The following is a 20,039-nucleotide window of genomic DNA, read 5'->3' as shown; positions in this document are numbered from 1 at the left end:
GTGGCGGAGAACGGCGAGGGCCCGGGCGTGAGGCTGAGGAAAGTGCCTGTTTAGCCTTGGTCGGTCCAGCGGACGGCCAACAAGCCATCAAGCGCTTTTGTCGCTCTCCCGATAGCTCTATAGCTTATATTTCCAGTGTGCCAGTTGCCCTTCTGGAAGTAGGGCTTTGTTCTGGCCATGTCGTCAAGATCGACCATGGAAATATTTAATTTGAACGCTCTAGCGCGAATTTGATCTATTGGAGGAATGCCGGTCGACTTGAAGGGTCGGCGTTGACGGTGAATGCCGGCTTCGCGCGCCTTTGCTTTGATCTGCCCAAGCTCCACCCCTGGGAATGCTGCCAGCAGAGTCTCCTTGTCGGCCGTGGGAAAGAGTTTGCGGAGGCGGGAAACTTCGGCGCCGGTCCACAGGTGCCGCGTCGTTGTAAGCCCCATTGCGCGGGCCCGCCCCCTTACGGCGGCGTACGTTCGCCGCTGCAATACGGCTACAGCGCGCTTGTAATCTGGGAAGATCACCGCCAGCAGCGCCATTTCGCGATCCGTCCAGACGGGGTGCCCACCCGGCGCTATCCCCGTTTTCGCAATGCGCTCTCTGGCCATCGCCGCCGCCCTCGCGCCCCTGGCTGCCCACCGCAGTTGCATGTCGCACTCCTCGGCCAGAATGCGAGCGTGATCCCGATGGAGAGCCAGGGAAAGGCGACGCCGGCAATGATCCTCGCTATCCTCAGGGGCGGTCTGAAGTACCGCAATCAGTGGCTGGCGCGATACCTTTCCACCATCTGCTCCGTAACGTCGCTCTCGTAACAGATCGGCGCATAGCCTCCCGGCTTCGAATATGCGCTCCGCGCCCCGCACCGTCGGCCACCTCGATCTGTGTCATAGGGGCATGCACAAGAGCCCGGATAGCTGGCCCGAGATTCGGCGATGAGACGCTGTGCAATGACGGCAATCGACAACGCGGGCGCTGCGGGAGGCTTCACCTCCGGAACTGGCTTCGTGGGCTTTGCTGGCTCCGCTCCGCCCTGGCCGTCCACTGGACCGAGGAGCCTGGAGAACACCCATCCTTCCCGGCCTGTCACCGGGTGTCGCACCTTGGACCATTCGCCGGCGCGGTCGATTTCTTCCACCTTCAGGCCCTTCGCGAGCCGATCGATGATCGCGGCGTCTCGCGATGGCCCGGCTCGGAACGCGACGTTAGATCCCCTGACCTGCAGGCGGTCCGGGTCCGGCGCCGTCGGCTGGATCTTCGACGACGTTGGCGGCGCGAGCGAAGCCGGAGGACCGGACGGCAGGACCATCGGTCGGCTCGGGGCTACTGCTTGCGGAGATGGACCAGGCGAACTCTGCGGCGCCCTGTTGCCGCTCCCGAGCTGGCCGATGAACCAAAGGGCGGTCCCGAATGCCACGACGGCTATGGTCGCACGGCGCCCCATATCAGGCGCGCCCTAGCCGAATTGCGCCGCCCCGACGCAACGGTGTGGCCTGAACGGCTGCGGGTGCGAGTAAACGGCCGTTAGGCGCGGGCCGGCGCCTCTTGCGCCACGTCGACCTCATGGCGCTCGCCACCCACGTTGATCGTGATCCGATAAGCCTTCTGATCGCCCGTCGACGTCTGCGGCGGATCAAAAACTACCTGCCCGCCGTACCACTCGCCGGGCATCATCGTATTGTCCTTGATCACGTCCCGCTCCAAAGCGGCCATGTTCTGTTGCCCACGCTCCACCGCGGAATTGATCATCTGGGCATTCTGGTAGGAGGCGTTCGCTTGGGCGATGGCGTTCGCCGTGGGGCTATAGCCAGAGGTTACGACCGTCGCCGATCCATAGGACGAGTAGACCCGTGACGTACTGTTGTAATAGCCGGCGTTGGCCGCAGCCGCAGCGTTGGCACCGGCGGCGACACCGACGAGCACGGCGGTTATCACTTGGCGTGTCTGCTCCTCGCGCACGAGTTCTTCGTAGCTGTAGACCTTGAGGGGCTTCACCGGCTGACCATCGATCAGCTGTTCAACAGTGATGTCTTCGGCCCTCAAGGTGATCGCGGCGCCGGTAGCGTTGAACACGCCCACCACGTAGACGGGCCGAGCCCCTGGCCGGAGGCCGCGGGAGGCGGGCCGGACGAGGGCCACCGTCTTCGTCTTCTTGGACACCAGGGCCGGCTGCCCATCGCGCACGATGGCTTCCTGTTGCGCCTTCGGCTGGAAGCGTGCCACTTCCGTGGTAACACAGCCAGCCGTGAAAAGCGCGGCCGTCGCCGCCGCGCCGATGCGAATCCCCCGCCTGAGCATTGCTTCCGCCCCCAACCTTTGGGAGCATCGTCAGGGATATGCAGCCGGCTGTCGAGATGAGTTAACGTTCAGTTAACAACCTGAGGCAGCAGCGTGGCTGTGGAGCCACACCCTGGCGCGAGGCTGGGCTCCCGGTCTATTGCCCCACAGCATCCTTGACGCACTTGGTTGTGAAGCTGGTTTGCGCAGCGCCGTGAAGCTTCTTGTCGGTCGCCTGGGTGTTGCAGGCCGCCGTCGCATCCTTCTGGCACTTGGTGAGGAAGCTGGTGCGGGCCGCGCCGGCGAGCTTCTTCGCGTCGGCGTTGGCAACGCAGGTGTCCGCCGAGGCGGCGGCGGCAGGAAGTGACAGCAGGGCGAGCGCGATGGCGAGCGTCTTCATGATTTCCTCCTACGGACGAAGCCGGTGACGGGAGGCTATCACTGCTCGGGCCGAGGCTCGATGGCGCCGCAGCGTCAGGCCGCGAACCACCAGCGCCACAGCCGGACGATGGGATCGAGAAGCATCAGGATCCACGCGCCGACGATGCAGAGCGTGAGGATCACGCTCCCAGCCCAGCGCTTCCAGCGCGGTGCGTCAGGCGAGGTCCAAGGCTGGTCCTTCATCTGCCCTTTCCTACTGGAACTGGTTGCCTCCCGGCTTCGTCCATCTTAGCTCAAGGAACACGCCAGCCGCGTTCACCGCTGCCATGAGGTCCGAAAGCGCGCGGTACTCGGGCGAGCCGATCGGGCAACGGCTCAGCAATGCGATGATGCTGTGTCGGATCGAGCACACTGCTTGGATGAAGGCCTCTTGATCCGCGTGGCTCCAATGCCGCGCGCTTCGTCGGACCATCTCAATCACCCAGCGCGTGGCGGCGCCGGCGGAAGCCGGACGACGCGTCCGCCTGGAGGCGGGACATCTCGTGCTCAAGGTAGGCTTGCCCGACGAGGAGTGAGCGGATCGTCGCGCGGGGATCCCCGTCGCAGGCCGCCAAGGCCTCCTCGATCTCCGCGTCGCTGACGTCAAAAGGGGTCTGCTCGGCGGGCTGGGGCTCGCTCGACATGGGTCATCTCCGGCGCTGATCTGCTCCTATGGATTCCACGAGAACGAAAAGAGAACAAGCCACGAGATATAGGGGGTGGAACGGCGGCCAAGCGGGTTAGCCTTGCTGGAGCAATAGGCGTCGCGTTGACCCCCTTGACGGGCTCAAAGTCGTTTCCAAAATCAACCGCGCCGGCATAGTACCGGCGAGGCATCGCACAGACGTGCGAGGTGCTTGTACCCATGTTGCTCGAAGGAGGATGTGGCTATGAGAACCACGCGAAGCGGGCGGCCAGTGGCGCCGCCGTCCATGCAGTCATCAGCTGTCCTGGTTCACCCGGACCAGATTCTCGATCACCCGTCGATGAGCTTGGAGGAGAAGCGCGCGACGCTTTCGTCCTGGGCGTCGGATAGCCGCGCCGTCGAGAACGCGCCTGCTCTCAGGCGCCTGGACAGCGGCGCGGTCGTGCCGGTGGACGACATTCTTGCCGCCCTGGCGTCGCTTCCCGACGAAACCCCGCCAAGCTCAGATTTGGCCTGGACCCCGCTTGACCGGCGCCAGCGTCCATTTCTGGCGTCTTGGCGGAAAGCACTCGCCCGCGGCAAAGGTGGACTTCCTCCGCGAGGCGGCGGGGGGGGGGCGGCCGCGCTCCGGCTGGTGCCGGCTTTGAACGTGAACGCGTGACGAGCTAAGGCACGGCACTGGTGCAAGCCGGCGCCCTGCCGTAGCCTCGGCCCATGTGCAACCTCTACAGCCACACCTCGAACGTCCAGGCGATCATCGATCTGGTGCGCGCGACGCGGAACCTCGCCGGCAATCTGCCGCCGCAGCCCGGCATTTTCCCCGACTATGAGGCGCCCATCGTTCGCACTGGCGCCGACGGCGCGCGCGAGATTGCGATGGCGCGATGGGGCATGCCGTCGTCCCAGCTGGCGCTCATGGAGGCCGCGAAGAAGCGCGCGGCGAAGCTGGAGGCGAAGGGGCAGCCGGTCGATTTCAAGGAACTGCTGCGCCTGGAACCGGACGCCGGGACGACCAACATCCGCAACACCAGCAGCAAGCACTGGCAGCGCTGGCTTGGCCCGGCGACCCGCTGCCTCGTGCCCTTCACCAGCTTCAGCGAGTTCAATAAAGCCGCCGGCGGGGACGTGTGGTTCGCCTTCTCGGAGGCGCGCCCGCTGGCCGTGTTCGCCGGGATCTGGACGCCAGGATGGACCTGCGTCCGCAAGATGAAGACGGGCGTCGAGACTGTGGACCTGTTCGGGTTCCTCACCACCGAGCCGAGCGAGCCGGTCGCCAGCATCCACCCGAAGGCCATGCCGGTGATCCTGAGGGAGCCCGAGGAGATCGAAATCTGGATGACGGCGCCGTGGCAGGATGCGAAGGCGCTGCAAAGGCCCCTCCCCGCCGACACGCTTCAGATCGTGGCGCGTGGCACGAAGAAGGACGAGAGGTAGGCCATGGCCCGCAACAAGGATAAGCCCACCCCTGTCATCGAGCCGCGCTGCCTGACGTTGCAGCAGGCCGCGGATTACTGCGCCCTCACGCGCAGCGGCTTTTCCGCCTGGCAGCGGCAGGGGCTGGTGCCGGGTCCGATCCCAGGCACGAACCGATGGGATCGCAAGGCGCTTGACGCGGCCCTCGACAAGGCGAGCGGCCTGCACGAGGCTCAGGCCCAGCCGGAAGACGCCTACACGGCATGGAAGCGCGAGAGAGATGCGGCAATCTGCCGGGGCTCGCTAGCGCCAGCAAGGCGCTCGCGGATGGCTCGAGGCGAACCTATCGAGGATGATCATGAGCGCTAATCACGACAATATTGATAAGTTTAAAATTGTTTCTGGGATTGTTATACAGTCGTTGATGGAAAAATTTCCCCAACAAGAATTTGTTGAATACGAAGATATATGTGGCGTTTATTGCGAAAAGTTCTATCCAGAAGCAGTGAAAAATAACACAACCGAGTTTGTTATTGACGAGGAGTTCGTTGAGTCAACGATAGAATGGCTCGTTAAAGAGGGGTACCTTAGGCGAGAGGCCGGAATGTTTACTCTGACGGAGAAAACATTGGCAGCTTTGAATGTTATTCCGCTCGGTAAGAATGAGACTATTGGGGCAACTCTTTCGGGCGCAGCCAAAAAGGCAGCCGGTGAAACAGCAAGATCCGCGATTAGCTCTGTAGTTGGAGAGCTTATTGGCGCTGCCGCAAAAGGTTTTATAGGAGCGTAGCTGCCTCTCGACCATCAGCCAGCGTCACCCCTGTAAGGGGTAATGCCATCCACAATGCGCAGCAAATGATTGGCAAGCATGATAATTTCTGCTGCTTCATCAGGGTCGTCCAGCGCAACGTTACGATGAGAGTGCGGATTTTTGTAGCTGCCAATGGCGCCTGCAAAGAAATGCGCTCGCGCCTCTCGCTCACCCTCCGGTGCATTTACATCTCGTAGAGGTCCAGCATTCTTATCAAAGGCTCTTCGCATTAAGGCAATGCCGAGTTCAGCTTTAAGTCCGGACGCTTCTCTAACTGCAATTTCAACACCTTTCATGGCGACGAAAACCGCGGTGTCAAACTGTGCCCGATGGAAGAGCGCCCATACCTCTTCCCGGATAGATGGATGCAACGGTCCTTTTGGAAGATGCCGAGGAACCGTCACCCTTCCGGATTGGTCTTCTTTGGCAAGTCGCTGGGCTTTTCGGCTGAGCCGCCTGACGTCGTGATGCCCGACAAACTGCGGCGAAGTTATCAAGAGGGCCGCTCCTTCGAGCCAAGCCCAAGCTTCGCGCACGGCCCACTTAACATCATCCGCTCTGGGTCCGTATGCGCTGTCCATCTGGCGTAAAGCCGCGCCTAATTCGCATTCCGCAGCGGGCAAAGATGCGAGCCATGGGAGCATTCGCAGACCGAGCTCATCAGGCTCGAGCGCTTGGATCACGTCGGCGTCTGGAAGAATGTCTGCAATGTGCATCGGCGAATCGCTTCATTCGGGACACCACAGCCTCGAGATTGCGACTGTCGACCTCTCCTCCGCAAGGCAGGCGTCGGCGGCCTGCCTCCCTGTCGCCCGCCCCCCTCAATGCACCGCCTCGCCCTCGCCGAACGTGAGGCCGAGCGCTGCCGCGAGCTGGCGGATGCGGCGAGGTTATCCCGACACCTTCAGCAGGGCCTGCGCCACCTGTTCCAGGCGGGGGCTGTGCGAGGCGCTTACAAGGCCTCGCAGCATCATTGCTTCGGCAACTGCTGCATGTGCAGGGTTGCCGTCCTTGAGGCTGCTCCGCCGGGGGGCGGCATTCCGGACCGATGGCACGGTGGGTGTCAGGCTTTGCGGCTGGCCTTCGTCCCGGTCCGGCAGAGACAGCGCCCTCATGTAAACGCGGGCCAAGCTTAGGGCTTCCTCGGCGGTCGGCTCGCCGTTCACCTGCGCCAGCAGCGCGCGGGCACGTTCGGGATTGAGCATCGCGTCGGTTACGATCTGGTCCACGCTCTGAAGGCCGGCCTGACGCATGGCCTGGATGACGCGGCCGAGTTGGGCGCCCCCGCCGGCCCCCGCCGCCGCGCCGATGCCACCACCTGCCACGCTCCCCGCCGCCGCGCCGGCGCTGGCGAGGGCGCCCGGCGACAGGATGCGGGAGAGCCAGCTTTCTCCGCCGTTTACCTTGGCGATGCCGTTCAGGTCCTGCGCCGTGTTGGAGCCGCCGGGCAGCTTCACCGCCGCAATCGAGCGGTTGGACCGCTTGAGGTCGGCCGCGATGGCCTGGAGGGTCATGATCTCCGGGCCGGAGAGCACCTGCCGCAGGGCCGGCGTGTTCTGGCGTAGGAACTGCTGGAAGGCGTCCGAGCGCATCATGTCGGTGCCGGAGGTCGCCCCCTCGGTGTTGCTGATGAAGCGCAGGTTGACAAAGTCGGCCACGGCCTTGCGCAGGCCGTTGCGTGCCTCCTCATTGCCGGCGGTCTCGCGGGCGAGGCGCGTCATCTGCTGCACCGCGTCCTGACGCGAGAAGATGCCGCCGATGATCTTGGACACGTCGGCCGGGTCTTCCACGTTCAGCAGCCGGGCGACGGCGCCCTGCTGGAAGGCGTCCATCTGCTCCTTGCGGGCCGTGGCGAGCCGCGCCAGCGTCTCCGACGCCTGCACTGGATCGGCAAGCATGCGGTCAACCTCGGGCATGGCGCGCAGTGCGTCGGCGTGCTTCTGCCGCCAAGCCTGCACCTTGGCGGGGTCGAGCGTGCCGTCAGCCGGGCTCTGCGCGGCCTTGCGGAGCGTGCTGATGGCATATTCCCGGACCTGCGCCATCGCGCCGGGAGAGGCGTTGCGCAGCGCCTGCATGGCCTCATAGCCGCGCGGGCCGGGCACGAAAAACCGGCCGGGCACGACAGAGGCTTCCATCTGGAAAGGCCCGGTCGCGCCGCTGCGCTGGATGGTGCCGCCCACCCGGCCGCTGTCGAAGGTCTGCGCGCGCTGCTTGGTCGCCTCGCTGGCCGCCTTCAGTCGTCCCGCGGCTCCGGCGTCGAAATTGGGCTGGAGGTCGTTGGGGAGGAAGCCAGTATCGCCTTGCAGGCCCGAATCTCCCGCAGATACGCGAGGTCCCCGTCGCGCCGGGCCTTGGCTTCCATATCCTGAAGGAACAAAGGTCGCTGATGCGGTTCCAGCGTTTCCAACGCCAACAGCATCGCTTCGCCCGGCTTCGTTGGCCGCCTGTCTGGCTTTCCAGGCATCCGCGTCCTGCTGCGCCCGCCGGAGCATCGCCGCCATCGTGTCCTCTTCGGACATCGTGCCGGCCTGCACCGCCTGCTGTTCCATCTCCGCTTTCGCGGCCACGGCGTTCTCAATATCACGCTCGATGGCGCCGCGAAGCTGCGACAGGCGAGCATACACGCGCGTCTGCCCGTTCGTCATCATCTCCTGGCGCATGGCGTCCGATACCCGGCTGCGGAGCGCCGTCATCTCGCGGAACGGCACCACATCGGGATACTTCAGGGCGGTGACGATGGTGGCGCGCTCCTCGCCGACCAAGGGCGCGGCGGACTTCTCCAGCCCCTTCACGATGGTGCGGGCCGTGTCGCGCACGCCGGTCGCCGGCAGGTTCAAGTCGCCATTGGGGTCCACAGCCTGCCACAGGGCGCGCTCGCGCTCCTTGGCCACGCCGCGGGCGTCCATGATGCTCTGGCGGATCGCGCCGCCATAGGCCTCCGGTGCACCCTCGCCTCCCAGCCTGCCCGTGGCCTGTCGGGCCGTGGTGGTCGCAGCTTCCAGGGCCTGCCCGGTCTGCTGATCGAGTGCGGCAAGGTTCTGGCGCAGCACGCCGACCACCTGCTCCGGCGCGCCCTTGGGCTGGATCGCCTCCAAGGCGCCGACGCGGGCCGTATTCTGGTCTGCCCTGCGCGTCATGAACTCGGCCGGGTTCTGCGCCGCGCTCGCGCGCTCGAGGGCGCCAAGGCCCATGTCTCCCGTCAGCTGGAAGGTCGTGGGCTCGGAGCCGGCCACCAGATTGCGCGCCACGGCGCCCGGCTCGGTCGGCAGGCCGACACCGCGCGAGGCTGCGGCCGCGTCCAGCGTGTCGCGCACCGCGGCGGGATCGGTCGCCCACTGCTGGAGGCGCTCTCCCGCCACACGCCCTTGCGTTGCCGGGTCGGACAGGCGGAAATCACGCCACGCCTGCGGCAGGCCGGCCACGCCGCGCCCGGCCGCCACGGCGCCGACACCCACGCCAGCCCCGGCCATGCCGCCCACCGTCTCCGCCAGCGGCTTCCACGGCTCCGGCACCACCTGGCCCGCCATCTGCCCACCGACGCCGGCCGCGGCGCCGACACCTGCGTTCACGGCGGCATCGCCCACCGAGGCCGAGCGGCCGAAGACTTGGCCCAGCATGCCCATAGCGCCTTCGCCGACCACACCGGCGCGGTTCAAGCCGCCGAGCACCGCCTCGGGCGCAAGCATGCCGCCTGCACCGGTGCCCGCGGCGCGCGCCAGCTTCTCGCCCATGCTGCCAGCCTGCACCTTGGCGGGATCGTTCACGCCCACGGCCTCGCCGGCACCCGCAAGCCACCGGCTCGAACCGGGAAGGTTGGTGCGCGCCTGCGGCAGCTCGGCACCGGTCACGGCGTTGATGCCCTGCACGGCCTTGTTCGTGAGCCATGTGGCCGCGTCCACCGGTGCGCCCAGGGTCGAATAGATCGCCTCATTGGCGCCGGCCGTAAGGTTGTTCCACATGCCGGACGGCGGCGCGGGCTGCTGGGGCGCTTTGGGGGCTTCAGGCGTGCTCCAATCCATCTCCCACGGCATCGGCCCGGCCTGCTGGGCGGTCTGAGGCTGCGGAGCGGCGTTCGGCCAGTCCATTTCCCACGGCATGCGGGTATCAGGCCGCGCCTGTGCCGCCGAAGGCCGGGGCGGGATCGGATCGGCGCCGGGGACCGGGCGGATGGCGCCTTCGATGGCCTGCACGCCGGCCGGGCGCGGCTGTTCCGCCATGTAGGCCATGGGTCCACCCTGTCGCGGCACGAACTGCACCCCGGAAAGCCCCTGATTGGTGTCGGCCGGTCCCATGTCGCGCCCAACGGGCACGTCGAACCGGCCCTCGGGTGCATTGCGGAACGCGCTGCCGGTGTCGTGCACCACCACCGGAACGTTCTTCAGCACATGGCGCTGACCGCCGGCCTGATAGCTGACCTCGGGAATGGTGTATTCCCGCCCGTAGAGCGCCGGGTTGCCGGCGATGGTGACGAACGGCGCCTGTCCCGTGCGGAAGTCCTCAAGGGTGCGCACCACGGCATGCCCGTCCGGGCCCGGACGCGACGACTCATAGCCGCCTTCCATCGGGTCCCCGCCACGCTGCGGCGAATAGGTGGTGACGCGGGGTGCCGACGGCTGGAGGGGGGATCGCCGAGTGGCGGCGGCGGGAGCAAGTTCGCGGGTCCAATCCATGTCCCACGGGTTCATTGCGTGCGCCCCCATGAGTTCGGGTCCTTCGGATTGCCGCCGCGATAGACGAAGCCGTTGACCACCGCGCCGGGCGCGAGGGCGCCGGGCTGTGGCGCGGACCGCGACGGCGCCGGCTGGGCACCGCCCGTGCCCGGCTGCTGCCCACCCGGCACCATGCTGGCCTGCGACCGCAGCTTGGCGAGGCCGGTGGAAAGCGCGTCGCGGAAATCGGCGAGGGCGGCCCGGTAGTCCTGAAGGTTCTGCGCTGCGCTCAGGCGGGCCATGGCGTTCTCAGCCTTCAGGCCCTCCACCTCCGTGATGGCACCGCCGCCCTTGAGCATCTGATAGCCTTGGAGGAACACGCCGCCCTTGAGCTGATCCATCCGGGCTTGCACACGGGCGGCGTCCGCCGACACGTTCGGCATGCGCGAGGCCAACGGCCCCAGCATGTTCGGCAAGTAGGGATCGTTGGCGAGTTCGTCGATGTGCTTGCCGATCTGGCCCGCCATGCCTTCGGCGCCGGGAAGCTGCGCCTGTGCTTCGCCGGACGCGGTGCCGAGGGCCTTCTGTTGTGCGGCTCCTGCCACGTTCTTCGGAACCTGCCCGATGGGCTGGCGCGTCACCGGGTCAATGAGCACGAAGTGCGTCCCGGCATCCATCTGGAGCGGCTTGTTCGAAACCGTCACGCCCTGCGGCATGACCGAGCGCACAACGGTTCCGTCATCACCCGGCTGCATGACAACCGGGTTGCCCTGCTCGTCCACGCCATAGATCGGCTGGAGGCTGCGGCGCGGCCCTTCACCGGCGCCCCGCGCCGGAACGCTCGCAATCGGCTTCCCATCCGCTCCATAGCGTACCGAGCCGGGAGAGAGCGTGAACGGTTCCGGCGGCTTCATGGCATCCATTTTCTGCTTCAGCAGAGCGCCGACAACGCCGCGCTGCCCGGTGGAAAGCCAAGGATTTTCGGATGCTGCCATCACGTCGGCCGTCGGCGCCTGCCCGCCGCCGGAAAGCGCCTGAGCAATCCTGCTGTAGGCCTCGGACGCCTGCGCGCGGCCCTCGGATGCGGCTTGATCGGCATCGCGCCGCTCCAGCCCACCGCGAATGGCCTTCGCCACACGCGCGAGGCCCTGAGTCCAATGCCCGATAGGGGAGTAATCCGAGCCCTGGGCGACTAGCGCGTCCGCGGCTTCGCGCCGCCGAGCGACTTCCTCTGGCGTGAGCATGGCGCCACCAGCGCCCCACATGAACGGTGATTGCGCTTGCGTCGCCATGGTCGCCCCCTCAATACCAGCCAGTGGTCTTGGGCCGCATCATGCCCATGCCGGCGCCGGCAATATCGCCCGCCGCTCCGAACAGCCCGCCCATCATGGAGCTATAGGCCTGCTGCTCGGCCTGGTACTGGTCAGACACCAGCCCCGCATAGTCCACGCCCGCGACCTGCGTCTGCGGGGTGTTCACGAACTGCGGCTGGCTCACCTGCGAGCCGGTCAGGAGCGCGTTCAGTTCGTTCAGGTTCTGATTGCGCTCGGCGGTCAGCTCCTGGTCGGCGAGCTGGCGCCCCTGGAGCAGGAGGTTGTTGTAGGCGTCGTTCCGGCCGTAGCTGAAATTCGCCATCTCGCGGTCGAACGCCGCCGAGCCGGGCTTGATGCCGGCATTCGCGAGGCGCGTGCGCATGGCATCCTCGGCCTGGGCAAACTGAGGATCGAGCCGCTTGGACCCGAGCTCGTAAAGCCGCGCTTCGGTCGCCTCGTTGCCCAGCTTGAGCGGGTTGCTCATGGCCTGTTGCGCATTGGCGGACAGCGTGGATGCCGTGTTCGCCATGTTGGTGTGCGCCTGCTTGGAGGCGTCATAGATGCCCTGGTTCACGTCCGACAGCGTCTGTGTCGCCGTGTAGACCGGGATTTCCCGCGTCTTGCCGAAGGCGTCCACATAGGTGCGGGTGCCGTTCTGTGTGTAGTTCAGGGAGCCGTCCGGCGTCACCTGATCCATCATGTTCATCTGCTGCTGCTGGATCGCGGTGTTCTGGTTCAGCTTCGCCTGCATGAGGGCCGTCGCCATCGGGTCGGGCGCGGAGGGCTGTTCCATCAAAATCTCCATTCCGCCCTGAGGAAGGGCGCGAAGCGGCTCGACATAATCAGCCCTCCCGTTTTGAAAGGGGCTTCACGGCCGGCGGAGTGACGCCCGTCCGCTCGATGCGCTCCAGGATGGCGCGGCGGACAAAATCGCTCGGCCTGAGGCTTTCCCGTGCTGCGGCTTCAATGATCGCCGCGTTGAAGCCCTGCGGGCCTCGGAGGCTCATCACCTCGATATGGGTTGCGGACATCTTCAAATCTCCAGTCGATGAAGAGTACCGCAGCTCGCGAAATCTAACTACGTAGTCATCAATTGAATTGCTTGATGTATTACATTTCGGCAGAGTTCGCTGACGATCATTTGGGAATAAGCTATCAATTTAATTGAAGCTTCCGGGCAATCTCGGCCTCTCGCTCCCGTTCGCCTTCGATGAACCGCTTCCAGTGCTCGGCCTCGTGCTGGGAGGCAGCGCAGAGGTCTAGAAGGCAGGCGTTACGCCGGCCGAGGTCGTCCATGCACTCCTGATGGATCTGGATTTGCAGGTGCAGGCGATTCCGCTCGGCATTCAGACTGGCCACCAGGTGTTGAAGAGCTTCCACCTGTACATCGAGATCCTGGCAGTAGCTTTGGAAGAAGTCTGAGAACGCTGCGCGGGCCTTCAGGCGCTGGCGAGAACGGCGGCGACGTTCGGCTCGGCCACTCTTGGGGACCCCATGGGGGGCATTGGCCCAATCCACGACAGTGCGCAGCATGGCGACGAAAAGCGAAGGCGTTTGTCTCGGCATCGAAGACCTCCAGATGATTTTTCCCGGTTTGTTTTTTCGAGGGAGCAAGGCGGCGGTGATCTATTTCCGCCTACTTTAGGCAGGCGTTCGAGACGTTCGCCTGCGCCATGCGGCTGCCGGTGCGACTGGTGGCGTGAGGCGAGGCCGGTCGGAGCGGGAGGGCTCGCACGCGCGGGCGTGCAGGCGCACGCGAGGCCGGGGACCGAAAGCCGGTCATTTCCCACCCCCCACGCTATCCAATGCCCCGAAGCCAAATTCCGCCAGGAGGGGTGGCGGAACGCGGCACCCGGAAAATCCAGGCCCTGGCCCCAGGCTTGAAGGCCAATTCCCGGAACGCTGGAAAGACATCACCAGTGCCCGCCAGTCCGGAGAGATGCTGGCGGTCGGCTCCGAAGGGCCAGCGTTGGCAAACTCCTCCCAAAGACGCCCGTTGAGCCAGGTCCGGGCCTGCTTCACGAACGGCGTTCCCTCGTCACCGCGTCGCCGGCAATCGGCCGCGTACCGCTCTGCTCCGCCGACGATGGTCTCCGGATCAACGCCGGCCTTCACGGCCCGGTCGAAACTCTCCCGCGCCTTTGGCCAATCCTGTGACCCGTCTCGGCGTGGATAGACTTTCCGAAACCGGTCAAACGCTCCTGCGTCAGCAGGATCATGTTCTTTCTCTTTCTTACTTCTATCTTCTATATTCTTAGCTTTATCCCCTCCCTTATCGTCTGGGTTATCCGGGGGGTTAACCCCCTCGTTAAACCGAAGGACATTCGGATTGCCACCCTTTTGGCCGTTTGCCTTATCCCTTTGTGCCTTATCCTCGTCCCGCCGCATGCGACGGCTATAGACCACCTCGCCGTCGCGGCTGAAGACGCCAGCATCTTCCAATTCCTCAAGAAATGCCGCCGCTTCCTTTAGCGAGCAGCCGCAGAGAGCCGCCAGCTGGCGCGCCGAAACCGGGTGGCCCTTGATGAGCAGCGAACCTCGCGGCTCAGCCTCGTGCATGAGGCAAAGCATCTCCATCCACATGCCGCGGGCACCCATGGAGCACATGCGCAAAGCCGGGTCAGCGCGCCAACTTGTGGGGTAGAATTTGAACCACGGCGCGGTCATCGCATCCCCCTGTCCCGCACAGCACTGGCGCCGGGATGGCAGAACGTCTCCACAACTCCGACCGCACCCATCCGGCATTTCGCTACGATGATCTCCAAGGCGAACTCGCAAGCCAGGAGGCGAGCCATGGACTCCGGGTCGGTCCTGTCTTTGAGGTAATAGGCCTCGCGAAAGAGCAGCAGCACCACGTCGGCGTCCGCCTCGATGTCCCCGCTCTCGCGAAGGTCGGAAAGCTCGGGCCGCTTGTCCTGCCGCTGCTCCAGCGCCCGGTTGAGCTGGGCGAGGAGCACGACGCAGACGCCAAGGTCTTTTGCGAGAGCCTTCAGCCCGGCGGTGATTTCGCCCACCTCATAGACACGCTGGCCACGGTAACGGTCGGAGGCGCGGACGAACTTGAGATAGTCAATCACCACCACCTTGAGCCGGACGCCGCGGGCCTTCATCTCGTCCGCCGCCGAGCGGGTGCGGGCGAGGATTTCTCCCACCGACACAATGGCCGGGGTTTCGATCAGCAGCGGAAGGCCAGCGGCAGCCGAGGCGGTGTGCTCCATCTCCCGCATCTCGCGGGCGTCCAGATGACCCTCGAACACCGCTTTCGATGTCACCGGCGAGCCATGGCGGAAGGCATGGTCGGAAAGGATGCGCGCGCCGATTTCCTCGGCCGGCATTTCCAGGGAGAAGAAGAGGCACCCGTTGCCCGCCGCCGCTGTGGCGCGGGCCATGTTCGCCCCCACAATGGTCTTTCCCATTCCCGGCCGGCCGGCGACGATGACCAGTCGTCCGGGTTGAAGCCCTCCGATCATCCGGTCCAGGTCCGCGAGGCCCGTGGTGGCGCCGGGCTCGATCCTGCCTTCCCGGATGGCGTCGACGCGGAGGAGCACGCTCGACATGCAGTCGGCGAGGGATTGGCGCCCGCGCTGTCGGTCGTCCAGTTCAGCACGGATGCCGTCGAGCTGGGAGAGCAGAGTGGCGATGGAGGCTTTCACATTGGCCTCAGGCTGGGCGACGGCGGCTGCGGCCTCCCGCGCCGCCTCCACCACGCCCCGGGCCGCCCACGCTTCCCGGATGGTCATGGCGTAGTCGGGCGCGTTCAGGACAGTGGTCGCCTCCGCCATCAGCCGGGCAAGGTATTCCATCGGCGTCAGGCCGGCGATGTCCAGATTGGACGGCAGCTTCGGCTTCAAGGTGATCGGAGTCGCCGCACGGCCGTCGAGGATCGCATCCCCGCACAGCTCGAAGAGCTTGGCGTGGATGGGCTCGTAGAAATGCTCGGGGCCGACGATGCCGCTCACCCGGCCGAACGCCTGGTTGTTGCAGAAGATGGCGCCGAGCAACGCCTGCTCGGCCTCCACGTTGTGGATGTCAGGGGATGTCACTCGCGCCCCCTGAATTTGCAGAGCACGCCCCGGCTATGGGGCGGCAGGAAGATGGCGAGGAAGTCCCGCCAGGCCTCGCCCGCGGCGATGCCGTCGCGAATGTCGAGAGTGGCTTGGGCGCGGTGCAGGGCGGCGGTGTAGGCGCACCACCGGGCATTCAGGAGGTGCTCCCGGCCCTCGGCAAGGGGGATGACGGTGGAACGGCTCATGCCGCCACCTCCCGTCCAAGGCCGGCGGCTTCGGCATGCGCCAGGGCCACGCCAAACGGCACGCCGAGGGCGGACGCGAGCCGATGGGCGGCAAGGTGAAGGGTGTTCGGCAGGCTGGAGGACGCGGGCTTCGCGCTGCTGGTGGGTGGCGGACGCTTGCCCGCACGGCGGGCGTGGGGTAGAGAAGAGGGCATGAAATTCTTCCTTGGCCGGATGGATTTCGACGCGACAACCCGCACCCGGCGCCTTCAGCAAGCGTCGGGTGTTCGCGTTTCAGGCGGCATTGCGGGCGGGGATGGCGGCGAGCCAGGCGTCCAGGTCGTTGCGCAGGATTAGCGTGCGACGGCCGATTTTCCGGCTGGGGATGCGGCCCGCCTTGATTTCCTCGAACAGCATCGTCTTGCCGATGCCGATGTAGCGGGCTGCGGTGGCGGTATCGAGCGCAGCAGGCTCAAGGTCGCGGACGACCGACGTAGAGGGCTGGGAAGCGGCGGCGGTGGCGTGGGGCATCTGAACCTCGCTCATCGAAGCCGAGCGAACGTGCTCGGGCGATGGGCGAAGACTGCAAGGGAATTAACCCACGAAAAACGCCATTAAAAACCCCACAAAATTATATTTTCGTGGGTTGCCCATCCTTCAATTTCCGAAACTCAGCGCGCAACGCATTTTCAATGGTCCTTGCGGTCATAGGGTGTGCGTTCGGAATTTTCTCAAGCCATCCTTCGAGGTACTTGGCCTCGTACGAGAGTTTCAGGAACATTTCGCCCCGCATGTGCCTTTGATGCATTTCAGATCTGACGAGATGCCGAGACGTAGGTCGGCCCGGCGCACCTGTTCCTACAAAGGGTAAATCGTGAATAATAGAATTCGAGCGAAAGTCTGTTTCTGAATCGTTAGTTTCATCTGGGGATTGCGTGGTATCTTCTTTAAGTGAGCCTGTCGTATCCTCCTTATCACGGATGTCCGGTTCGTAGGTCGAGCAGTCGGATTCTTCGGGGGCATCCGATTCGGATGTATCCGAATGCTCAACTGGATCAGGGACTTTCGGGAAAGCTTGCAACAGCATGCCGGCATTTAGAGTGATGTCGCGAAATATGCCGACCTTTGAGAATTCGACGCGCCAGCCCTCTCGATCCTCTGTAAACTTCATGTAAACCCATTTGATGGGATCGAGGTCATCTATTTTTTGTCCATCCGAGCGGTGGCGGGCTACAATTTCCGCTGAGCGCAGTGTGTCCAGAAGGCTATCCAGAGCTGTTTCCACGGACACCGTAGGCGGAACAAGATCAATCCCGGCCTGAGCGAAGTGATACTCAAGGGCCATCCTCGAGGGTGATGCCTCGCGGAGTGCACGCGCCTTCCCGAAGTCCCGGAAAATGATCCAGGCTATCGCTTCGGGCAGCGGCACCCATGCGCCGCTCAATGAAGCCGCAGAAGATGCCTCCGACCTGCTCGGGGGCATAGCCTCGCCGCGGCCGTCCGAAACGGGAGCAAGCGCCGCCTCTTGAAGTTCGACCTTGATCGGCGCCATGGCTAGACCGTCCTCAGGTTCAATCTTTGTTCGCTCAAAATTGCCGGTATTCGCGAGCGTTCGCAAGGGTTCAGAGTGCGAGCAAATGAGCATCACGTATCGGCCCCCCGGCGCGTCGGCACGACCTTGCCGCCAGCGCCACCGGTGACGAACATTGCCCAAGCCTCCATCAGCTTACGGCGCTTCTCCAGTGCGTCGGCCCGACGATAGGCGCGCTCGGTCGCATCGCCCACAGTGTGGGCCAGGGCGGCCTCGGCAACCTCGCGGGCAAAGCTGGTCTCCTCGCCGGCCCAATCCCGGAAGGACGAGCGGAAGCCGTGCGTCGTCACATCGAGCTTGAGCCGCCGGAGCTGCATGTCGAACGCCATCACGGAAAGGGGCTTGTCCGCCTTGGCGCCGGGGAAGAGCAGGGCAGGGCCGTCCGGCTTCTGCTGCAATTCCTTCGCGCGTTCCAGAATGTCCATGGCAGCGGGCGACAGGGGCACGCGGTGGGCCTTCCCGGCTTTCATCCGGGCCGGCGGCACAGTCCACACCTTGGCTTCGAGGTCGATTTCCGCCCAGGTGGCGCCTCTCACCTCGCCCGTGCGCGCGGCGGTGAGTATGAGGAATTGGAAGGCGAGCGCGGTGCTGCCTCTCAGGCCTCGTTGGCGTGCCATGAAGGCCGGCACGTCCGAATAGGCCATGGCGGCATGGTGGCCGCGCTGGAGCTTCTGGCGCTTCGGCAGCAGGCTATCGAGGTGGCCGCGCCAGCGGGCCGGGTTCTCGCCGGAGCGATGCCCCTTCGCCTTGGCCGCGTCCAGCACGCGCTCGATCCGGCCGCGAAGCCGCGAAGCCGTCTCCTGCTTCGTGGCCCAAAGGGGCTTCAGGACCGCCAGCACGTCCTCGGTAGTGATGTCGGCCACGGACTTAGTCCGCATCGGGCCGGCGTACTCCTTCAAGGTCATGCGCCATTGCTCGATGTGCTTCGCGTTCCGGAAGCCGGAAGCGATGTCATCCACCAGCGCGTCGGCGGCGTCGCCGAAGGTCGGAATGATCGCCTCTGCCTTCCGAGCTGCCAGCGGGTTTAGCCCTTCAGCAAGCTGCGCGCGGGCGGTGTCGGCAAGTTCGCGGGCGCGAGCGAGCGAAACGTCGCGAGCGGAGCCCAGTCCCATCTCAAGCTGCTTCCCGCCCCAGCGGTAAAGGAAGATCCACCGACGCCCGCCGTTCGTGGAGATGGAGAGATAGAGGTTGCCACCGTCCGCGTGGCGGCCCGGCTTCGTGAGCGTGGCAACCGTCCGAGCGCTCAGTCTTTTCGTCTCTCGGCCCATTTCTGCCCCAGCATCTGCCCTAGCAGGAGACGCGGATTGTAGCGAACGCCAGCGGGCGTCAGCAACCGAAACCGAGGGGGATGCATTGGAAAATATGGGATAATTCTGTCATCAGCGAACTCGTCCGATCCTCAGCGAACGACAGTATGTCGGACTCCCTCTCCGCCAGTTTCCCCTAACGCATTGAAATCGCTGTTTGATGCGAAAGATCAAGAGCTTACGGAGCCGCTTGCTACACACGCCTGCTACACAAGGTGGCGAAATGGCAAGGGATAGCAGGCTCTTCAAAAGAGCAGGAAAGTGGACCTTTCGCGTTCGGGTTCCGGCCGACATCCAAGGCAAAATCGGCAAGAAGGAAATCTGGAAGTCGCTCGGCGACGTTCCCCACGCTGAGGCACGCCGCTTGGCGCGTATCGAAAGCGTGAAAGCTGATGCCCTGTTTGCTGAGGCTCGCGCGCCCGCATCCAAGATCGCTCTCAGCCAAATCTCCGATGCGGATCTCCAGCACTTGGCGCTGACCTATCTCCACCGGCTGGAGGCGGGGGCGGAGCCGATGCCTTTGGATGCGTCCCTGCGGGGAGACCTTGCGTCTGAAGCCTCCGAGAAAATCATGCTCGTCGGCCAATCCCCGGAAGACGCTTCGCTGCAACGGGTTGCAACGGCGTTGGCTCAGGAGGCCCTTATCGATCTCGGCCGAGACGCCACTATCATTCCGCGGCTGGCGGAGTATGTGCAGAGGGCGCTGATCGAGCACTACTCGCGTGAGATCGATCGAGCCGACCTCGCGAAGGAGCAGGCCTACGATCCGCTTTTCGCCAACGTCGATCGCATGTCACCGCCACCGACTTCGCGCCTGACTCTTGCGCGAGCGGTCGAGCTGTACAAGGCGGAACCTGACAGGGCAGGTGTGTCTCCGAAGACCCGCGCTGCTTATGAGTTTCGGTTTGCAATGCTCCTGGAACTGCTGGGGCCTCAGAAGGCAGTCGACGAGATCAGCAGAGCGGATGTTCGGGAGGTCCGCGATCTCTTGATGAAGCTCCCGCCAAATGCGACCAAACGCTTTCCGGACATTGGCCTCCGACAGGTTGCCGAGATCGCGGACAAGAATGGCCTAGAGCCGATGTCTCCGAAGAGCGTCGGCCTCTATGTGGAGGCGCTGTCGGCGCTATTCCGCTGGCTCACCAAGGAAGAGCTTGTCAATCGGCACGGAAACCTGACCCCCTATCGGCGCCGAATGTTGACCCCTGTCTGGGGCATTGACCCCACTGCCGCGGAGCGTTGGTTTGGCGCAGCGGCAGTGGGGTTAATGGTGGCGGAGGTCAGGCGCGGTTCTTGAAGCGCCAGCTCTCGTTTCCGGTCTCGACGATGTCGCAGTGGTGGGTGAGGCGATCGAGGAGCGCCGTGGTCATCTTGGGGTCGTTGAAGACGCTCG

The 20,039-nt window shown here is 64.8% G+C and carries 26 protein-coding genes; 5 read left to right on the top strand and 21 right to left on the bottom strand.

Annotated elements, in window-relative coordinates; genetic code table 11:
- Positions 1-50 precede the first annotated feature (50 nt).
- The 7 genes from ABLE93_RS14960 to ABLE93_RS14935 form a co-directional block, all read right to left on the bottom strand.
- Complete coding sequence (locus ABLE93_RS14960; RefSeq protein ID WP_348840640.1) at positions 51-530, bottom strand: hypothetical protein; 480 nt, start codon at positions 528-530, stop codon at positions 51-53.
- A 218-nt stretch (positions 531-748) separates the two neighbouring features.
- Entirely contained in the window at positions 749-1,297 is a 549-nt protein-coding gene (locus ABLE93_RS26995; protein ID WP_510183032.1) for an SH3 domain-containing protein, read from the bottom strand.
- Between the two features lie 215 nt (positions 1,298-1,512).
- The gene (locus ABLE93_RS14955; protein WP_348840639.1) at positions 1,513-2,286 is read right to left on the bottom strand and encodes a hypothetical protein; all 774 of its coding nucleotides are present in this window, start codon (positions 2,284-2,286) and stop codon (positions 1,513-1,515) included.
- A gap of 136 nt (positions 2,287-2,422) precedes the next feature.
- Positions 2,423-2,665 (bottom strand): hypothetical protein, encoded by a 243-nt coding sequence (locus tag ABLE93_RS14950; RefSeq protein WP_348840638.1) that lies wholly within the window; start codon positions 2,663-2,665, stop codon positions 2,423-2,425.
- Positions 2,666-2,739: 74 nt separating this feature from the next.
- Entirely contained in the window at positions 2,740-2,889 is a 150-nt protein-coding gene (locus tag ABLE93_RS14945; protein ID WP_348840637.1) for a hypothetical protein, read from the bottom strand.
- Between the two features lie 230 nt (positions 2,890-3,119).
- Positions 3,120-3,329, bottom strand: a complete 210-nt coding sequence (locus ABLE93_RS14940; RefSeq protein ID WP_348840636.1) for a hypothetical protein — start codon at positions 3,327-3,329, stop codon at positions 3,120-3,122.
- Positions 3,330-3,661: 332 nt separating this feature from the next.
- Positions 3,662-3,790, bottom strand: coding sequence for a hypothetical protein (locus ABLE93_RS14935; protein ID WP_348840635.1), 129 nt, complete (start codon positions 3,788-3,790; stop codon positions 3,662-3,664).
- 255 nt (positions 3,791-4,045) lie between these two features.
- Here ABLE93_RS14935 and ABLE93_RS14930 point away from each other — a divergent pair, with 255 nt between their 5' ends.
- From ABLE93_RS14930 to ABLE93_RS14920, 3 genes are read left to right on the top strand one after another with little or no spacing between them, the layout of a single operon-like run.
- On the top strand, positions 4,046-4,765 hold the full coding sequence (locus ABLE93_RS14930) for an SOS response-associated peptidase (RefSeq protein ID WP_348840634.1): 720 nt from the start codon (positions 4,046-4,048) through the stop codon (positions 4,763-4,765).
- Positions 4,766-4,768: 3 nt separating this feature from the next.
- Positions 4,769-5,113, top strand: coding sequence for a hypothetical protein (locus ABLE93_RS14925; RefSeq protein WP_348840633.1), 345 nt, complete (start codon positions 4,769-4,771; stop codon positions 5,111-5,113).
- A complete protein-coding gene (locus tag ABLE93_RS14920; RefSeq protein WP_348840632.1) occupies positions 5,103-5,534 on the top strand; it encodes a hypothetical protein in 432 nt (143 codons plus the stop codon). The genes ABLE93_RS14925 and ABLE93_RS14920 overlap by 11 nt, the downstream gene beginning before the upstream one ends.
- Before the next feature lie 14 nt (positions 5,535-5,548).
- On the opposite strand, the gene ABLE93_RS14915 is transcribed toward ABLE93_RS14920, so the two are convergent.
- The 3 genes from ABLE93_RS14915 to ABLE93_RS14905 form a co-directional block, all read right to left on the bottom strand.
- Positions 5,549-6,271, bottom strand: coding sequence for a TIGR02391 family protein (locus ABLE93_RS14915; protein WP_348840631.1), 723 nt, complete (start codon positions 6,269-6,271; stop codon positions 5,549-5,551).
- Between the two features lie 174 nt (positions 6,272-6,445).
- On the bottom strand, positions 6,446-10,255 hold the full coding sequence (locus ABLE93_RS14910; RefSeq protein WP_348840630.1) for a hypothetical protein: 3,810 nt from the start codon (positions 10,253-10,255) through the stop codon (positions 6,446-6,448).
- Positions 10,237-10,986: a hypothetical protein gene (locus ABLE93_RS14905; protein ID WP_348840629.1), complete on the bottom strand. Its 750-nt coding sequence runs from the start codon at positions 10,984-10,986 to the stop codon at positions 10,237-10,239. Before ABLE93_RS14905 ends, ABLE93_RS14910 begins: the two co-directional genes overlap by 19 nt.
- A gap of 109 nt (positions 10,987-11,095) precedes the next feature.
- Between ABLE93_RS14905 and ABLE93_RS14900 the strand changes: the two genes are divergently transcribed.
- Positions 11,096-11,242: a hypothetical protein gene (locus ABLE93_RS14900; protein ID WP_348840628.1), complete on the top strand. Its 147-nt coding sequence runs from the start codon at positions 11,096-11,098 to the stop codon at positions 11,240-11,242.
- A gap of 264 nt (positions 11,243-11,506) precedes the next feature.
- On the opposite strand, the gene ABLE93_RS14895 is transcribed toward ABLE93_RS14900, so the two are convergent.
- The 10 genes from ABLE93_RS14895 to ABLE93_RS14850 all read right to left on the bottom strand — a co-directional run bounded on the left by ABLE93_RS14895 (position 11,507) and on the right by ABLE93_RS14850 (position 18,607).
- The gene (locus tag ABLE93_RS14895; protein ID WP_348840627.1) at positions 11,507-12,310 is read right to left on the bottom strand and encodes a tail fiber domain-containing protein; all 804 of its coding nucleotides are present in this window, start codon (positions 12,308-12,310) and stop codon (positions 11,507-11,509) included.
- A gap of 49 nt (positions 12,311-12,359) precedes the next feature.
- Positions 12,360-12,548 carry a hypothetical protein gene (locus ABLE93_RS14890; RefSeq protein WP_348840626.1) on the bottom strand — a complete coding sequence of 63 codons (189 nt, stop codon included), beginning with the start codon at positions 12,546-12,548 and terminating at the stop codon, positions 12,360-12,362.
- 124 nt (positions 12,549-12,672) lie between these two features.
- Positions 12,673-13,083 carry a hypothetical protein gene (locus tag ABLE93_RS14885; RefSeq protein WP_348840625.1) on the bottom strand — a complete coding sequence of 137 codons (411 nt, stop codon included), beginning with the start codon at positions 13,081-13,083 and terminating at the stop codon, positions 12,673-12,675.
- Between the two features lie 213 nt (positions 13,084-13,296).
- Positions 13,297-14,184, bottom strand: a complete 888-nt coding sequence (locus tag ABLE93_RS14880) for a hypothetical protein (protein WP_348840624.1) — start codon at positions 14,182-14,184, stop codon at positions 13,297-13,299.
- The gene (locus ABLE93_RS14875) at positions 14,181-15,560 is read right to left on the bottom strand and encodes a replicative DNA helicase (RefSeq protein ID WP_348840623.1); all 1,380 of its coding nucleotides are present in this window, start codon (positions 15,558-15,560) and stop codon (positions 14,181-14,183) included. The genes ABLE93_RS14880 and ABLE93_RS14875 overlap by 4 nt, the downstream gene beginning before the upstream one ends.
- The gene (locus tag ABLE93_RS14870) at positions 15,557-15,769 is read right to left on the bottom strand and encodes a hypothetical protein (RefSeq protein ID WP_348840622.1); all 213 of its coding nucleotides are present in this window, start codon (positions 15,767-15,769) and stop codon (positions 15,557-15,559) included. The genes ABLE93_RS14875 and ABLE93_RS14870 overlap by 4 nt, the downstream gene beginning before the upstream one ends.
- Positions 15,766-15,963, bottom strand: a complete 198-nt coding sequence (locus ABLE93_RS14865) for a hypothetical protein (protein ID WP_348840621.1) — start codon at positions 15,961-15,963, stop codon at positions 15,766-15,768. Before ABLE93_RS14865 ends, ABLE93_RS14870 begins: the two co-directional genes overlap by 4 nt.
- Positions 15,964-16,042: 79 nt before the next feature.
- Entirely contained in the window at positions 16,043-16,279 is a 237-nt protein-coding gene (locus ABLE93_RS14860; protein ID WP_348840620.1) for a helix-turn-helix domain-containing protein, read from the bottom strand.
- Positions 16,280-16,379: 100 nt separating this feature from the next.
- Positions 16,380-17,300, bottom strand: coding sequence for a hypothetical protein (locus ABLE93_RS14855; RefSeq protein WP_348840619.1), 921 nt, complete (start codon positions 17,298-17,300; stop codon positions 16,380-16,382).
- Positions 17,301-17,392: 92 nt separating this feature from the next.
- Positions 17,393-18,607, bottom strand: coding sequence for a tyrosine-type recombinase/integrase (locus ABLE93_RS14850; RefSeq protein WP_348840618.1), 1,215 nt, complete (start codon positions 18,605-18,607; stop codon positions 17,393-17,395).
- 262 nt (positions 18,608-18,869) lie between these two features.
- Between ABLE93_RS14850 and ABLE93_RS14845 the strand changes: the two genes are divergently transcribed.
- Positions 18,870-19,943: a DUF6538 domain-containing protein gene (locus ABLE93_RS14845; RefSeq protein WP_348840617.1), complete on the top strand. Its 1,074-nt coding sequence runs from the start codon at positions 18,870-18,872 to the stop codon at positions 19,941-19,943.
- Here ABLE93_RS14845 and ABLE93_RS14840 read toward each other — a convergent pair.
- A partial coding sequence (locus ABLE93_RS14840; protein WP_348840831.1) for an ATP-binding protein occupies positions 19,927-20,039 on the bottom strand: 113 nt, incomplete at its 5' end. The two genes, ABLE93_RS14845 and ABLE93_RS14840, sit on opposite strands and share 17 nt — an antisense overlap.

Origin of the sequence: Xanthobacter pollutisoli, from assembly GCF_040044995.1 — a bacterium.
Classification (GTDB): domain Bacteria; phylum Pseudomonadota; class Alphaproteobacteria; order Rhizobiales; family Xanthobacteraceae; genus Xanthobacter.
Note: the sequence above shows the minus strand (reverse complement) of the source record. Positions and strands in the feature narration are given on the sequence as shown.

Excerpts from the sequence above, each read along its gene's own strand:
- ABLE93_RS14880 (WP_348840624.1), bottom strand. The coding sequence starts at position 14,184 with ATGACCGCGCCGTGGTTCAAATTCTACCCCACAAGTTGGCGCGCTGAC.
- ABLE93_RS14945 (WP_348840637.1), bottom strand. The coding sequence starts at position 2,889 with ATGAAGGACCAGCCTTGGACCTCGCCTGACGCACCGCGCTGGAAGCGC.
- ABLE93_RS14920 (WP_348840632.1), top strand. The coding sequence starts at position 5,103 with ATGAGCGCTAATCACGACAATATTGATAAGTTTAAAATTGTTTCTGGG.
- ABLE93_RS14910 (WP_348840630.1), bottom strand. The coding sequence starts at position 10,255 with ATGGGGGCGCACGCAATGAACCCGTGGGACATGGATTGGACCCGCGAA.
- ABLE93_RS14960 (WP_348840640.1), bottom strand. The coding sequence starts at position 530 with ATGGCGCTGCTGGCGGTGATCTTCCCAGATTACAAGCGCGCTGTAGCC.
- ABLE93_RS14935 (WP_348840635.1), bottom strand. The coding sequence starts at position 3,790 with ATGTCGTCCACCGGCACGACCGCGCCGCTGTCCAGGCGCCTGAGAGCA.
- ABLE93_RS14950 (WP_348840638.1), bottom strand. The coding sequence starts at position 2,665 with ATGAAGACGCTCGCCATCGCGCTCGCCCTGCTGTCACTTCCTGCCGCC.
- ABLE93_RS14955 (WP_348840639.1), bottom strand. The coding sequence starts at position 2,286 with ATGCTCAGGCGGGGGATTCGCATCGGCGCGGCGGCGACGGCCGCGCTT.
- ABLE93_RS14895 (WP_348840627.1), bottom strand. The coding sequence starts at position 12,310 with ATGGAACAGCCCTCCGCGCCCGACCCGATGGCGACGGCCCTCATGCAG.
- ABLE93_RS14890 (WP_348840626.1), bottom strand. The coding sequence starts at position 12,548 with ATGTCCGCAACCCATATCGAGGTGATGAGCCTCCGAGGCCCGCAGGGC.
- ABLE93_RS26995 (WP_510183032.1), bottom strand. The coding sequence starts at position 1,297 with ATGGTCCTGCCGTCCGGTCCTCCGGCTTCGCTCGCGCCGCCAACGTCG.
- ABLE93_RS14885 (WP_348840625.1), bottom strand. The coding sequence starts at position 13,083 with ATGCCGAGACAAACGCCTTCGCTTTTCGTCGCCATGCTGCGCACTGTC.
- ABLE93_RS14845 (WP_348840617.1), top strand. The coding sequence starts at position 18,870 with ATGGCAAGGGATAGCAGGCTCTTCAAAAGAGCAGGAAAGTGGACCTTT.
- ABLE93_RS14870 (WP_348840622.1), bottom strand. The coding sequence starts at position 15,769 with ATGAGCCGTTCCACCGTCATCCCCCTTGCCGAGGGCCGGGAGCACCTC.
- ABLE93_RS14915 (WP_348840631.1), bottom strand. The coding sequence starts at position 6,271 with ATGCACATTGCAGACATTCTTCCAGACGCCGACGTGATCCAAGCGCTC.
- ABLE93_RS14855 (WP_348840619.1), bottom strand. The coding sequence starts at position 17,300 with ATGGCGCCGATCAAGGTCGAACTTCAAGAGGCGGCGCTTGCTCCCGTT.
- ABLE93_RS14850 (WP_348840618.1), bottom strand. The coding sequence starts at position 18,607 with ATGGGCCGAGAGACGAAAAGACTGAGCGCTCGGACGGTTGCCACGCTC.
- ABLE93_RS14940 (WP_348840636.1), bottom strand. The coding sequence starts at position 3,329 with ATGTCGAGCGAGCCCCAGCCCGCCGAGCAGACCCCTTTTGACGTCAGC.
- ABLE93_RS14860 (WP_348840620.1), bottom strand. The coding sequence starts at position 16,279 with ATGCCCCACGCCACCGCCGCCGCTTCCCAGCCCTCTACGTCGGTCGTC.
- ABLE93_RS14930 (WP_348840634.1), top strand. The coding sequence starts at position 4,046 with ATGTGCAACCTCTACAGCCACACCTCGAACGTCCAGGCGATCATCGAT.
- ABLE93_RS14865 (WP_348840621.1), bottom strand. The coding sequence starts at position 15,963 with ATGCCCTCTTCTCTACCCCACGCCCGCCGTGCGGGCAAGCGTCCGCCA.
- ABLE93_RS14925 (WP_348840633.1), top strand. The coding sequence starts at position 4,769 with ATGGCCCGCAACAAGGATAAGCCCACCCCTGTCATCGAGCCGCGCTGC.